The organism is Polyangium mundeleinium (genome assembly GCF_028369105.1).
GTDB lineage: Bacteria > Myxococcota_A > Polyangia > Polyangiales > Polyangiaceae > Polyangium > Polyangium mundeleinium.
In genome coordinates, this window is the sequence record NZ_JAQNDO010000001.1 from 7,999,049 (window position 1) to 8,013,350 (window position 14,302).

General features: G+C 68.6%; 10 protein-coding genes and 1 tRNA gene. 5 read left to right on the forward strand and 6 right to left on the reverse strand.

Going from position 1 to position 14,302, the window contains the following annotated elements; translation table 11 throughout:
- Nucleotides 1-6 precede the first annotated feature (6 nt).
- From POL67_RS31840 to yajC, 5 genes are all read right to left on the reverse strand, one after another.
- The gene (locus tag POL67_RS31840; protein ID WP_271923994.1) at nt 7-786 is read right to left on the reverse strand and encodes an ABC transporter ATP-binding protein; all 780 of its coding nucleotides are present in this window, start codon (nt 784-786) and stop codon (nt 7-9) included.
- 11 nt (nt 787-797) lie between these two features.
- The gene (recJ, locus tag POL67_RS31845; protein WP_271923996.1) at nt 798-2,612 is read right to left on the reverse strand and encodes a single-stranded-DNA-specific exonuclease RecJ; all 1,815 of its coding nucleotides are present in this window, start codon (nt 2,610-2,612) and stop codon (nt 798-800) included.
- A 107-nt stretch (nt 2,613-2,719) separates the two neighbouring features.
- A complete protein-coding gene (secF, locus tag POL67_RS31850; RefSeq protein WP_271923999.1) occupies nt 2,720-3,976 on the reverse strand; it encodes a protein translocase subunit SecF in 1,257 nt (418 codons plus the stop codon).
- A gap of 10 nt (nt 3,977-3,986) precedes the next feature.
- Nucleotides 3,987-6,134 (reverse strand): protein translocase subunit SecD, encoded by a 2,148-nt coding sequence (secD, locus tag POL67_RS31855; protein ID WP_271924001.1) that lies wholly within the window; start codon nt 6,132-6,134, stop codon nt 3,987-3,989.
- 55 nt (nt 6,135-6,189) lie between these two features.
- A complete protein-coding gene (gene yajC, locus POL67_RS31860) occupies nt 6,190-6,618 on the reverse strand; it encodes a preprotein translocase subunit YajC (protein WP_271924003.1) in 429 nt (142 codons plus the stop codon).
- Between the two features lie 284 nt (nt 6,619-6,902).
- On the opposite strand from yajC, the gene POL67_RS31865 reads away from it, so the two are divergent.
- From POL67_RS31865 to POL67_RS31875, 3 genes are all read left to right on the forward strand, one after another.
- Nucleotides 6,903-6,974, forward strand: a tRNA-Val gene (locus POL67_RS31865).
- 517 nt (nt 6,975-7,491) lie between these two features.
- Nucleotides 7,492-8,214: a translation initiation factor IF-3 gene (gene infC / locus POL67_RS31870; protein ID WP_271924006.1), complete on the forward strand. Its 723-nt coding sequence runs from the start codon at nt 7,492-7,494 to the stop codon at nt 8,212-8,214.
- Nucleotides 8,192-8,962, forward strand: coding sequence for a hypothetical protein (locus POL67_RS31875; protein WP_271924009.1), 771 nt, complete (start codon nt 8,192-8,194; stop codon nt 8,960-8,962). Before infC ends, POL67_RS31875 begins: the two co-directional genes overlap by 23 nt.
- Here POL67_RS31875 and POL67_RS31880 read toward each other — a convergent pair.
- The gene (locus POL67_RS31880) at nt 8,938-10,710 is read right to left on the reverse strand and encodes a serine/threonine protein kinase (RefSeq protein ID WP_271924011.1); all 1,773 of its coding nucleotides are present in this window, start codon (nt 10,708-10,710) and stop codon (nt 8,938-8,940) included. The genes POL67_RS31875 and POL67_RS31880 overlap by 25 nt on opposite strands.
- Nucleotides 10,711-10,867: 157 nt before the next feature.
- On the opposite strand from POL67_RS31880, the gene POL67_RS31885 reads away from it, so the two are divergent.
- The gene (locus POL67_RS31885; RefSeq protein WP_271924013.1) at nt 10,868-11,506 is read left to right on the forward strand and encodes a hypothetical protein; all 639 of its coding nucleotides are present in this window, start codon (nt 10,868-10,870) and stop codon (nt 11,504-11,506) included.
- Nucleotides 11,507-11,863: 357 nt separating this feature from the next.
- On the forward strand, nt 11,864-14,272 hold the full coding sequence (locus POL67_RS31890) for a TolB family protein (protein ID WP_271924015.1): 2,409 nt from the start codon (nt 11,864-11,866) through the stop codon (nt 14,270-14,272).
- Nucleotides 14,273-14,302 lie beyond the last annotated feature (30 nt).

The window sequence follows — 14,302 nt, forward strand, 5'->3', positions numbered from 1 at the left end:
CGCTCGTCACGCACGGAGGAGCGTCTCGACGTCCTCGTTGACCGGGGCGATGCCGTTGATGAAGTTCTTCACGCGCGGATCCGTGGATCGCTGGAAGTCCTCGACCCGCCCGGACAGGATGATCTCGCCCGCCTGCACCATGGCCATGCGGTCGGAAATCGTGAACGCGCTCTTCATGTCGTGCGTGACCACGATGCTCGTCACGTCGAGCGCCTTCTTGAGCCCACGGATCAGGTGGTTGATACGCTCGGTGTTGATCGGATCGAGCCCGGTCGTCGGTTCGTCGTAGAGCAAGACCTCGGGCTGCACCGCGATCGCCCGCGCGAGCCCGACGCGCTTCTTCATGCCGCCCGAGAGGTCCGAGGGGCGCATCGCCTCGATGCCCGGCAGCCCCACGAGCGAGAGCGCCCAGTCGACGCGCTCGGCGATCTGCGTCTCGGTCATCTCGTCGCGATAGTGCTCGTGCAGCCCATAAGCGACGTTCTCGCCCACCGAGATCGAGTCGAAGAGCGCCGCGCCCTGGAAGAGCATCGCGATCCGACGGCGAATGAGGCGTGCCTTCGCCTCCTTCATCTTCGTGATGTCCTCGCCGTGGAACGTGATCGAGCCGCCGTCGGCTTCGAGCAGGCGGATCAAGAGCTTCAGCATCACGCTCTTGCCCACGCCCGAGCCGCCGATGACGGTGAGCGTCTCACCGGGGAACACCTCGAGATTCAAGCCGCGGTAGATGACCTTCGGGCCAAACGCCTTGCGCACGTCCCGGAACCGGATGATCGGCTCGCTCACGGTCATCCTTCCTAGCTCGTTCGCTCGACGCGATCGATGCGGATCTCGACCGCGCTGCCGCCCCGGAACGTGTCGCGCCGGAGCCGACCCACGATGTCCACGCGCCCGCCCGACAGGCCACTCGAAAGGGACCCGAGCTCGTACCCGAACGCGCCGATCACGTGCCGCTTGAGCGCGATCTCCAGCTTGAGGTGGCCCTTGATCACGCGCGAGACGCGCACCGGCGCCCCACGCACGAGCACCCGCGGCGCCCGGTTGCCCTGCCCGCAAGGCTCGAGCCGCTCGAGATCACGCGCCACCACGGCCGGCTCGTCGCGATCGTCGAGGCGCACGTCCGCTTCCCCTTCGAGCGGGCCCAGGTTCAGCGCGCCGAGCGCGATCGCCGCGTCGCACCAGAGCGCGCGCAGCGCCTCGACCCGATCCGCCCGCACCTCGACGCCCGCCGCGGCCTGATGCCCGCCGAACCCGACGAGCTCAGCGCGCGAAAGCACGAGCGCATCGTGTAGCGGAAACCCCATCGGCCCGCGCACCGATCCGCGCCCCCCAGCGCCGTCGAGCGCCACGACGATCGTGGGCTTTCCGAACTTCGACGCCACACGGCCCGCCACGATCCCCACGATCCCCGGGTGCCACCCCTGGCGCGCGAGCACGATCGCCGGCTCCTTCGCCCAGCCGTTCGCCTCGATCTCGCGCAGGGCCTGCCCGATCATCTCCTCCTGGATCGCGCGCCGCTGCGCCGTGAGTTGCTCGATCGTCGCCGCGATCCCGGCCGCGCGCGTGCTGTCGCGTTCGAGCAGGAGCGCGAGCGAGAGATCTGGATCGTCGAGCCTGCCCGGCGCGTTGAGGCGCGGCGCGACGCGGAACGCGATGTCGTCCGCGCTCACGCCTTGGCCGAGATCCAGCCGCGCGAGCTCGGCCAAGGCCCGCAGGCCCGGCCGCATGCCCTGGCTGAGCACCGCGAGCCCCGCCCGCACGAGCGCGCGGTTGTCGCCGACGAGCGGCGCCACGTCGGCCACGGTCCCGATCGCCACGAGATCGAGCCACTGCCGCATGTCGAGGTTCGCGCCGAGCGCCCGCCGCACCGCCGCGCCGAGCGAGAGCGCGAGCCCGCACGACGCGAGCCCCTTGAACGGAAAGCCGCACTCGGGTCGATGCGGGTTCAAGAACGCGAGCGCAGGCAAGGGCTCCGCGGGCACGAGGTGGTGATCGATCACGAGCGTCTCGATGCCGTAGCTCCTCGCCGCGGCGAGCCGCTCGTGATCACTCGATCCACAGTCGCAGGTGACGAGCAGTGTCGCGCCCGTCTTCCGCACGCGCTCGAGCGCCTTCGCGTTGAAGCCGTAGCTCCCGTCCTTGCGCGTCGCGAGCAGCGGCACGACGTCACCGCCGAGCGCGCGGAGCACCTCGGTCACGATCGCGCACGAGGTGATCCCGTCGCAGTCGTAGTCGCCGAAGACCGCGACTTTTTCGTGGGCACGAATCGCTCGCGCGAGGCGATCGGCGCTGAGCTCGCGATCCGCCATGGCATCGGGCGGCGTGAGGTGGGCGAGGCGCGGATCGAGGAAAAGACGCGTCTCGGCATCGGCGCGGCGCCCCGCGCGGAACAAGGCGTCGGCGACCGTGATCGAGAGCCCGAGCGCCCGCGAGAGCTCCAGCGCCTCGACGGACGCCTCGCCCGGATCACGAATCGCGCCTTCGCGCGCCAAGTTCGCCGCGGCGACCGGAATGTGGAGGCCACGCGCCTCGGGATCCGTCGCCTGTGTCCACGCGGCGTCGCTCAGCATCCGTGAGGTCCACGCGTAGCGCAGCCCCCGTCCGGAGTCCATGCCGGTCGGAAAACCTCATCGCTTGGCGCGCGCTGTTCCTGGAAAAACGAAACGCCCCGCGGTGGAGCGCACCGCGGGGCGTCGTGGATGACGGGGAAGAGCGAGGACTAGACCACCGCGTCGGCGCGCTTGACGGCCTTCGTGCGGGTGATCTTCTTCTGGGCCGTCGCCTGGCCGCCGAAGAACCTGCGGTCGATCCACTCGGTGAACGGTGCGGCGACATAGATCGACGAGTACGTGCCGACCAGGATGCCGATGAGCAGGGCGAAGGCGAAATCCTTGATGACGCCGGTGCCCCACACGAGGAAGCACACCATCGAGAGCGCCGTCACGCCGGAGGTGATGATCGTCCGGCCGAGCATCTCGGAGATCGACAGGTTGATGATCGCCGAGAACGACATGTTCCGGTGCTTCGTCAGGTTCTCGCGGATACGGTCGTAGACGACGACTGTGTCCGTGATCGAGTAACCAACGATGGTGAGCATCGCGGCGACCGTGGAGAGCGTGATCTCGCGGTGCGTGACGATCATGGCCCCGAGCGCGATGCCGACGTCGTGGACGAGGGCGAGGATGCCGCCGGGCGCGAACCGGAGATCGAACCGGAACGCGATGTAGGCCATGATGAACACGATCGCGATCGCGACGCTCTTGATGGCCGCGTCGCGGAGCTGCGCGCCTGCCTTGGGGCCGATCCACTCGACGCGCAGGGCGCGCTCGGGCACGCGGTCGGCGCCGAGCTTGCCGCGCAGACCGTCGAGGAGCTGATCACCACGCGACTTGAGCTGCGCCTCGACCTTGTGGTCACGCGCGCTCACCACGACGGGGTTGTTCTCGCCCGTGCGCAGCTCCACGCCCGGGATGCCCGTGAGCTGGGCCCGGATGGCCGCGAGGTCGGGCTCGACCTCGTAGCGCATCGTGACCTTGTCGCCGCCGGGGCTGAACTTGATCTCGCTGGCGCGCGCGTTCGCGGGGCAGCGCGCCTCGAAATCCGCGCTCGGCGCCGTGCCCTCGGGCAGGGTGCAGAGCTTCTGCCGGATCGCGTCTTTCTGCTCCTCGCCGAGGGCGCTGACCTCTTGCACGCGGATCAGGTAGCGGTGCGTGTCCTCGGCCCCGCTGTCCTTCACGCGGATGACGTCCGGCGCTTCGAAGCCGAGCGACTCGACGGCCGCGCGGACGTCGCCCGCCTCCGTCGCCTTGAGGAAGGCGACCTCGAGCTCCGTGCCGCCCTTGAAGTCCGTGCCGAGGTGGGGCCCCGGCTTGAAGAAGGTGACGATCGAGGCGAGCAGGAGCAGCGCGCTGAGGCCGATGAACAGCCAGCGCTTGCCCATGAAATCGAACTGTCGTCCAGGCTTGATGAATTCCATGTGCTGCGCCTCAGCCGAGGTAGAGCTTCTTGACCTTGCGAGCCCGCACCGCCCAGTCGAACATGAGCCGGGTGCAGACAACGCCGGTGAACAGGCTGACCGCGATGCCCACGATGAGCGTCACGGCGAAGCCCTTGATGGGACCCGAGCCGTACTGCGCCAGGATGAGGCCCGAGATCAGCGTGGTCACGTGGCCGTCGAGGATGGCGCTGAAGGCCTTGTCGTAGCCGACGTCCACCGCCGCCCGCGGGCTCTTGCCCTGCCGCAGCTCCTCGCGGATGCGCTCGTTGATGAGCACGTTCGCGTCGACCGCGATGCCGACGGTGAGCACGAGGCCCGCGATCCCGGGCAGCGTCATCGACGCGCCGAACATCGCGAGGATCGCCACCTGGAGCACCATGTTGAAGAGCACGGCGATGTTCGCGATCGCGCCCGCGCGGCTGTAGTAGATCTGCATGAACAGGAGCACGAGGACGACGCCGGCGAGGCCGCCCTTCGCGCCCTGCACGATCGCGTCCTGACCGAGCGAGGGACCGATGCGCTGCTCGTTCGAAGGCGAGATCGGCGCGGGCAGCGCGCCCGAGCGCAGCACGAGCTCGAGGTTGCGCGCGTCGGTCACCTGCTGGTCGACGTTCGCCGAGCCCATCGTGATCGTCGCGACGCCGCCCGGGATCTTCGTCTGGATGACCGGCGCGCTCTCGACCTTCTGGTCGAGGATGATCGCGAAGCGACGCTTCACGTTCTTCTCGGTGATGTCCTCGAAGCGATCACCGCCGACGCTCGTCATCTTCATCTGCACGAGCCAGCCGCCGAGCCCGCGATCACTCGGATCGGGCATCGCCTGCGCGTCGCTCACCATGTCGCCGGTGATCTCGGCCTTGCTGAAGAGGTAGTAGGTCCTCCAGCCGACGTCCTCGACGAGGTCCTTCTCCTCGTTGTAGGCCTGGTACTTGCCGAAGCCGATCTCGTGATCGTCCGGCACCGAGAGCGTCGTGGCCCACTCCCGCAGGCGCTCGAGCGCCTGGCGCATGTCCTCGCCCTCCATGTGCTCGAGGACCGCGTAGTAGTTGACCTTCTGCTTGCCGGGGCCGACCGAGACCTGCTCCTGCTGGAAGCGCAGGCCCTTCACTTCCTTGTTCTTGGGATTGCGGACCTCGGCCTCGAAGTAGTTCACCTCGTCGTCGAGCAGCTTGAACTCGAGGCGGGCCGTGCGGCTGACGATGTCGCGGATCTCGGCGAACGTCTGATCGTTGTCGCCCGGGATCTCGATGATGATGTCCTCGTCACGCGTGGTGACGCCGGCCTCCTTGAGGCCCATGCTGTCGACGCGGCGGAGCACCGTCTCCTTCGCCTGCGCCACGGCCTTGTCGCGAATCTGGCTCTCGACGTCGCCCTTGATCCGCAGCGTGACCCGCTTCCGATCCGACGAGAACTGCCGCTGCATCTCCTGGAACGGACGCATGAACTCGTCGTTCACCTTGTCCGCGTCCGCCGCGTCCTCGAAGTTGATGAAGAGCGTGCCGACGTTGTCGCGCGATTTCTCGACGCGCGCCTTGCCGGTGAGCTTCTTCAGATCCTCGACCGACGCCTGCTGCTCCGCCCCGATGATCCCGTAGGAGCGCACGAGCGCCTGGCGCAGCTCGTCGTAGTACCGATCGCGCTTGTCCTTGATCGCCTCGTCGACGTCGACCGTGTAGACGAGCCGAAGACCGCCCTTCAGATCGAGGCCGCGCACGAGGCGGAACTCGATGTTCGAGAGCAGCCACTCGCGCACGCCGCGGTTGCCCACGCGCGCGTCCTCTTCGACCTTCGCGCGCTCCTCGGGCCCGAGGCCCGACCGATCGATGCGGCCGTACCGCTCATCCGAGTACGTCGGGTAGATGCAGAGCCACGACCCTAGCGCGAGGAACAGGACGAACCCCATCTTGACGCGCCACGAGAGGTCGATCGTGTTCAGCGCGCAGAGCAGGGCCCACGGGACGCAGAGCCCGAAGGTCGCGGTCGCCCAAAACACGTGGTAGTGCGCGGCGATCGCGGCACAGAACGAGGCGATCGCCGACATGAGGAAGACGCCGCGCTTCGACCTCTGCCACGCGCCGAGCCCGAGGGACAGCGCGCCGAGGCCAGCGAATGCGTACTGGAGGATGTTGTAGATCATGGGAGGGTCGACTCGGGGGGGCGGTCGCGAGCCCTTCTTAGCCGAAGCGCGCGCGCTACGCTTTCTTTTCCTGCGCCTTGTCCTTCGCCTCGGCGGCGGGCTTCGGCTCGCCGTCGACGCCCTGGATGGCCCCCTTCAGGACCTGCACGTTCACGCCGGGCGCGATCTCCAGCTTGACGGTCCTGTCGCCGACCTCGATGAGCTTCCCGATGAGCCCTGCCTGGGTGACGACCTTGTCCCCGGGCTTCAAGGCGGCTTCGAGATCCTTCTGCTTCTTCGACTGGCTCCGCGTCATCAGAAACACGAAGAGCAGCGGCAGCAGGAAGAAGAGGATCGTCATCCCACCGAAGGGCTGCCCTCCACCGCCGCCGCCCTCGGGGGCCTGCGCGGGAGCGCCTTGGGAAGGTTGGGCAGGGGCGGGCGCGGGCGGGGCGCCTTGGCCCGGGGAGACGGTGGTCGGCTGAGACAAAAACAGCGTGGTCACGAGGCGGTAACCTCCACGGGGACGAAGCTTGGCTCCCCGAATGCGAGCCCCCGATCATTCGGAAAGCGGCCGTCCATACCCACGATCGCAGTTTCATGCAAGGAACGGCCGGAGACCCTGGAACAAATGGTCTCCTCCTACCCTTGCCTCCCGGCCCAACCGTCCCGGCACCCCTCCTCGGCACACCCGGTTTCGTTTTTTTTCTTGACCGACTCGAAAGGGCCTGGTACCGATGCGCCTCCCTCGACGCACCGCACATCGGCGGGCGGCGGAGGAAGCGGTACAGGCGCGTAGCTCAGTGGTAGAGCACTACCTTGACACGGTAGGGGTCGCCGGTTCGAACCCGGCCGCGCCTACAAAGTTTCGTTACGAGGACCTTTCTGCAGGTTCCCGCCTCATGGCGGATGCCGCCTGCCCGTCCTCGTGAGGACCTTTGGGGTCAGCAAGGACGTCGACGACGTCCGGATCGTCCGGATGGCTGGACACGTGATGCACGCCGGGCGAACGGCGCGCGTCGTGCACGGGGTCTCCGTCGTGCACGCGACGCCCGCGGTCCCTGCGCGTGGAGAACACGTAGTCCGCGCACGTCACGCGGAGAACGCACGCGCGTGGCGTGAGGCCCCGAACCGCCGAGCCCCTGCGTCCCCGGGCCCTCGTCCTCGTGAAGCCCGCGCGAGCGCCCTTCCGACCGGCCTTCCCCGGCGGAGAACGAGCGCCGGGCGTGACTTCGGGCGCGGAGGCAGCTTGCGCCCGTTGATAACGCGGACCATCCGGGCGAGATTGTGGAGGCCCTGCTCCCGTCATCCTGACGGGCGAACGGGGCCGACCGTGGATTGTCAGTAGATCACAAGCAAGGAGACAGCGAGACCACACATGAGCATGCGACGCTTCGACCCTCGGCAGGCCCAGCGAGGACCTCAGATCCGAATCAACCAGCGAATCCGGGTTCCGGAGATCCGGGTCATCGGGGAAGAGGGCGAGATGCTCGGCATCATGCCGACCCACGAGGCCCTGCGGCGCGCCCAGGAGCGAGGCCTCGATCTGGTGGAGGTCAATCCCAAGGCCGACCCGCCCGTCTGCAAGATCCTCGACTTCGGCAAGTACAAGTACGACGAGAAGAAAAAAGCACGCGAGGCGAAGCGCAAGCAGAGCGTGGTCGAGATCAAGGAAATCAAGCTCCGCCCGAAGACGGACGATCACGACCTGCAGTTCAAGACGCGCGCTGCGCTGCGCTTCATCGAGGCCGGCCACAAGGTCAAGTTCACCGTGCGCTTCCGCGGTCGCGAGATCACGCACCCCGAGAAGGCGCAGGAGCAACTCGACTGGATCGTGCAGCAGTGCGAGGAGCAGGCGAACGTCGAGGTGCGTCCCGTCATGGAGCAACGCACGATGACCCTGCTCATGGCGCCGAAGCCGGCCGTCATGCAGAAGGTCGCGCAGGCCCGCGCCGCCGCCGAGAAGGCCCGGCAGAAGGCCATCCAGGAGGGCCGCACCGCGCCGGCCCTCAGCGAGCAGGACGAGGCGCTCCGCAAGCTCGAGGAGCAGCTCGACGAAGAAGAGGATGATGACGAGGATGACGACGAGGAAGGGAGCTGAACAGCTCTCTTCCTCGCACGTCCGCGGTGAGCGGCGAACGAGCCTCGTTCGCTTGCTCGCCGCGCTCCTGATCGTCCTTCCGCTCGTCACCCTCCCTTTCGCCACACGCGCGCTCATCGACCGCGGCGCCTCTTCCCTCGGCGCGCGCCTCGCTGACGTGCTCGCTCGCGCGTTCGCCTGGCGACACGCGGGCGAGGACAACACGCGCGCGCACGACCCTGCCTCCCTCGATCTCGGCCTCGACCTCCCGCACGTGCCCGGGCTCGACGTGCTGCAAACACCCGCCGAGCCCCCGCGCGAGACGCTCGCTCCGGCACGGAAAGGTTCGTCCGCGCGAACGCCTGCGCTGCGCGGCGGCATTCACGTGCGCGCCGAGATCGTTGCGCGGGCGGTGCAGAGCGGCGTCGTCCCCTCGGGTGTGCCCGTGCCCGCAAGTGGACCGAGACCCGCGGGGATCGCGCTTCAGGGCGTCGGCGGCTTCGGCGCGGGGTTACGTGACGGGGACGTGCTCACGCGCATCGGCGGCGCGCCGGCGACCTCGGTCGGCATCGTCGTGGGCGCGGTCGCGGGCGCGCTCCGACACGACGCGAAGGTGATCACGGGTGAGGTCTGGCGCGGCGACCAGCGGATGAGCGTGGCCGTCGAGGTCCCGCCGATCCGCTGGCAGGGCGCCCAGGCTCCGGGCCGCGCGCGGCCGAAGACCCGGGGCCCGGCCAAGCGCGCTCAGGGCCCGAACAACCCGCCGTAGTACGCGCTGGCCGCGAGCAGGAGGAGCGCGGCGCCGACGTAGAGCCACATCACGTTGCTGCTGCCGGCGACCTCGGCGGGCTTCGTGATGCTCTTCTTCTTCGCGACCGCGGCGGTGCTCTCCTGGCTGAGCTTCGCATCGGCGCGCTTCTTCCCCTTCGCGCCTGCCTTCCCGGCCTTGCCGCTCTTGCCCGCGTCCTTGTCCTTCTTGGGCGACGGCGTCCTCGTCGCGACCGGCGCGCTCTCGACGTCGCCTTCCTCCGCCTTGGCTTGCGGCGTCTCCTTGACCGTCTCGGCCGGCTCGCTAACGACCGCGCCCTCGTCCGCCTTGGCTTGTGGCGTTGCCTTGACCGTCTCGGCCGGCAGGCTCTCGATCGGCGCGCTCTCGTCGGCCTTGGCTTGCGGCGTCGCCTTGACCGTCTCGGCTGGCAGGCTCTCGGTGGGCAGGCTCTCGGCAGCCTTGCTCTCGGCAGCCTTGCTCTCGGCGGCCTTGCTCTCGGCGACGGTGCCCTCGGCTGGCTTGCTCGGGACTGGCTTGCTCTCCGGACCACGCTCGCTCGTCGCCGACGCGGGACCGAGCCGCGCCGAACGCGCCTCGCTGCTCTGCGGCGCGAGCTCCATTTCCTCGGCCCATTTGCCGATGTCCTCGAAGTGCGACACCCGCCCACGCACCCGCTCCTCGGGCGGCGGCGGCTCGGCAATCTCGGGCTTCGACTTCTCCCTCGGCGCGCCGGGGCGCGGCTCGTCTTGCAGCGAGTTGAACTCGAGCAGCGCGGCCTCGATCAGCTTGTGCAGCGTCGTGTCTTTTTCCTGCGCCGTGTTTTTACGCAGCGCGACGACCCCGCTCACGAGCTCGGCGACGTCGTGCGCGCCGACGGGCTTGCCGAACTTGAACAGAAAACCGTTCAGGGCGCGGCCGAGCTCGCGCGCGCTCTGGTAGCGCTTCTCCGGATCACGGGCGAGCGCGCGGTTGATGATCGTCTCGAGCTCCGGCGGCACGTCCTTGTTGAGCGGCGCGAGCGGCGGCACGACGGCCTCGCGGACCAGCATCACCGTCTTCAGATCGTTTTCGCCGTGAAACAACCGCTTTTGCGCGAGGATCTCCCACAGGATGATCCCCACCGCGAACACGTCCGTGCGCACGTCGACCTCGAGCCCTTGGGTCACCTCGGGCGAGAGGTAGCCGAACTTTCCTTTCACGATGCCGGGCTCGCTCTTCTCGAGCTGGCTCGTCGCTTTGGCGAGCCCGAAATCGACGATCTTGATCTCTCCGTATTTCGTGAGGAGCACGTTCGCGGGCGAGACGTCGCGGTGCACGATGCGGAGTGGCTGGCCCTCGGGGTTTTTCGCCTCGTGCGCGTAGGCGAGGCCGTCGCAGATCCTCTCGGCGATGTAGACGGCGACTTCCACCGGGAAGGGCCGCTTCATCTTGCGGATGTATTCGATGACGGCCTTCAGGTCCGAGCCGTCGACGTACTCCATCACGATGAAGTACGCGTTATCGCCGACGCCGATGTCGAATACCTGGGCGACATTCGAATGCGTGAGGTTCGCCGAGAGGCGCGCCTCGTCGAGGAACATCGCGATGAAGCGCTTCTTCTCGGACAGGTGGGGCAAGACGCGCTTGATCGCCACCCGCTTCTTGAATCCCTCGATCCCCGCGCTCTCCGCGAGGAACACCTCGGCCATGCCGCCGGACGCGAGCCGATCGAGGACGCGGTACCGCTGCTGCTGATGCCCCTGCTTCATGCCAGAACGAGGACTACCCTCTCCTCGGCCGCCGGTCGAGCCCGCGCGCCGGGATCCGGCATCCTACCACGACGGGGGCCCCAGGCGGATCCAGGAAGGACATCCCCGCGCACTTCTCCCTTGCCTCGGGCAAGCGCGCGTTCGTAGGCTGGCCCGCATGCTTCGACCTCGATCGAATTGGGGAATTGTTCTGGTTTCAGCCTTCCTCGTGGCCGCGCTGCCGATGGCGTGCGGGAGCCAGGTCGACGGCGGAAACGGCGGCGCGGGCGGCGGCGGGAGCGGCGGCGACGGCGGGGGCGGCGGGGGCGGCGCTCTGAATTTCGGCGCCTGCACCGGGCCCGGCCAGTGTACCGTCGTCAAGAATAGCTGTTGCGGCCCGTGCAGCGAGCCCACGCTCGCGGACGTCGAGCCGGTGCACGTCGATCGCGTCGACGAATACAACACCTTCGTTTGCCCCGAGCCCTCGGCCTGCCCCGCCTGCGCGGGCGCGCCGAACCCGGGCCTCTTCGCCTATTGCGAGGCCGGGAGCTGCGCGGAGGCCGACGTCGCGACGCACGCATTCAGCGCGTGCACGACCGCCGCCGATTGCACGTTGCGGTTCGGCATGAACTGCTGCGAGCCTTGCGCCGGGGGCGTGCCCGACCTCGTCGCGGTCGCGTCGAGCTCCCTCCAGGCGATGTACGATCTCGCCTGCGCGCCGCAGATGGGCTGCCCGGAATGTGCTCCGATTCATCCCTCGGAATGGAAGGCCGATTGCGTGGCGGGGCATTGCGCGGTCGTCCCGGCCATGCCTTGAGGCCCGGGCCGGGACGCACCCATTCCCTTGCGCTCAGCGACGCGCGCGCTCGCCGGGCGTGAGGCCGACGAACGCCTCGGCCGACGCCTTTTCGGCGGGCGCCGCGCCTCCCTTGACGGACTTCACCATCGTCAACGAGGAAGGGCTTCTTCCTTCCCCGGCCTCCACGTCGATTCATTGAGGAGCGCTCGTTCGCCGGGCGCCGAGAACTGGCACCCTGACACGAGGATCATGGTCGAGAAGCCAAGAATGAAGGATTGGTGGCCCATACAGCCGCGCTTTGGCAAAGGCTGTGCCGCGCGCGCCCTCGACCTTCACCCTTGCGACCTCGTTCCCCTCCCCTGTAGCATTGCCTTTATGTTGCAACGATCTCGCCTTGGATTTGTACTCGTATCGGCCCTCGGCACGGCGGTCCTCGCGGCTGCGTGCGGGGGCGGAGGCTCCACCGGGTTACCCGGGGGCAACACGTCGAGCGGCACGGGGGGCGCGGGAGGCTCGAACAGCGGGGGGAACGGCGGCATCGGCGGGGACGGCGGCGATATCTTCGTCAGCACCTCGTCGGGCAGCGGCGGCAGCGGCGGTACGCAGACGCAGGGCTTCGACGTCCTGCCGAGCGCGCCGCAGGAGATCACGGTCGTTGCGGGTCAAAACACCCCGACGGTCACGTACACCTCGTACCTCGACGGAAACCCCATCAGCGCGGGCTGGAGCGTCGATCGCGGCGAGATCGGCAGCGTCCCGGCGGGCCCCGCGAACACGGCGACGTTCACGCCCAAGGGCACGGCCGGCGGCGTCGTCCGCGTCCGCGCCGGCCTCAACGGGCAGGTCGTCGAGCGGAACCTCCTGGTCAAGCTCACATCGCAGCAAAATGGAGCGGACCCGAGCAACCCCGCGCAGCAGGGGCAGATCGCCACGACGATCCCGCAGCTCACGGAGGGCGGCGGCGTCGGTGGTGTCGGCGGCGAGGGCCTCGGCGTCGGCGTCGACAACCCCGTCGTGCTCGGCGCGCTCGACACGCCGAGCGGCAATGGGCAGGCCGAGGGGCTGAAATTCCTCTATCCGTATGACCGCACGGTCTGGCCGCGCGGCATGACCGCGCCGCTGCTCCAGTGGGAATCGACGCTCGGCGACGTCGACGCCATCAAGATCGATCTCGCGACCACGAGCGGCTCGTTCTCGTGGAAAGGCACGTTCGGCAAGCCGCAGATCCTCGCGCAGACGGGGCGCCCGTTCATTCGTCACCCGATCCCGCAGGACGTCTGGGCCATGGCCACGAATACGGCCGGCGGAAAGACGCTCGACGGCACGCCCGATCAGCTCGTCGTGCGCCTCACGGTGGCGAAGGGCGAGGTCGCGTATGGCCCGATCACGGAGACGTGGACCGTGGCGCCGGGGCGGCTCTCGGGCGCCATTTATTACATCTCGTATGGGACGAAGCTCGCGAAAAACCTGGGCGGCGCCATCGGCGGCGACGGCATGTTCGGCGGCGCGGTGCTCTCGATCAAGGTCGGCGACACGGCGCCCAAGCTCACGGCGGGCCAGAGCGGTCCGGAGTCCGCGTGCCGCGTCTGCCATTCGGTCGCGGCGGACGGCTCGCGCCTCGTGGCCACGGCGAACGGCGGCGGCACGCGGTGGGCCTACGATATCGCGCCGAACATGGTGACGGAGAAATCGCTCCCGAATGGAAGCTCGTTCCCGGGCATCACGCCGGACGGCGCGCTGGCGCTCACGACCGGGGCGACGCTCGTCTCGCTCGCGAACGGTGCGATCGTGCCGAGCACGGGGCTCACGACAACCGCCACGGACGTCGGCACGCCCTCGTTCTCGCCGGACGGCAAGCGCGTCGTGTTCAATCCGATGGCGGGGTCCCTCGCGAATGCGAAGCAAAAGCTCGTCTTGATGGATTTCGATCCGGCGACGAACGCCTTCTCGAACCCCTTCGTCGTCGTCGACAACACGGGACAACCTGCGGAGACGCGGCCCGGCTGGGCGGCGTTTTTCCCGGACGGCAAGGCCGTCGTGTATCACCAGCAGATCACGGCGGGCGTCGACGGCAACAACCTCGGGGATCTGCGCACGCGGAAGGGCGCCAAGGCGTACATCGCGATGGTGCGCGAAGACGGCGCCGCGCCCGTGCCGCTCGACCAGCTCAATGGCAAGGACGCGGGCAACGTGTACCTGCCGAAGCTCGCGCAGCCCATGGCGATGACCTGCACGGGTGACGGCGCGCAGGTCGGCGGCATGAATGCGGACCACGGCGACGACGTGAACCTGAACTACGAGCCGACGGTGAACCCGATCGGGTCGGGTGGGTATGCCTGGGTCGTCTTCACGAGCCGCCGCATGTACGGCAACGTCGCCGCGATCCCGCCGTTCTGCAGCGATCCGCGCGGCGTGAACCTCTTCACGAACATCACGCCGAAGAAGCTCTGGGTCGCCGCCGTGGATCTCAACGCGCCGGCGGGCGTGGACGGGAGCCACCCGGCGTTTTACCTGCCCGCGCAGGAGCTGCTCGCCGGCAATGCGCGTGGCTTCTGGGTGCAGGAGCCCTGCCGCGCCGACGGCGCCGGCTGCGAGTCCGGGGACCAATGCTGCAACGGCTACTGCTCCCCCGATCCGATGGGCAGCGGCGCCCTCGTCTGCGGCGACACGCCCCCGAACGGCATGTGCTCGAACGAGGGCGACAAGTGCACGACGGCGGCCGATTGCTGCGACCCCGAGCTCATCTGCCTGAACGGGTTCTGCACGCTGGACGGGCCGAAGTAACACTCGGCGCGAAGGCGCGGGGGTCCGGAA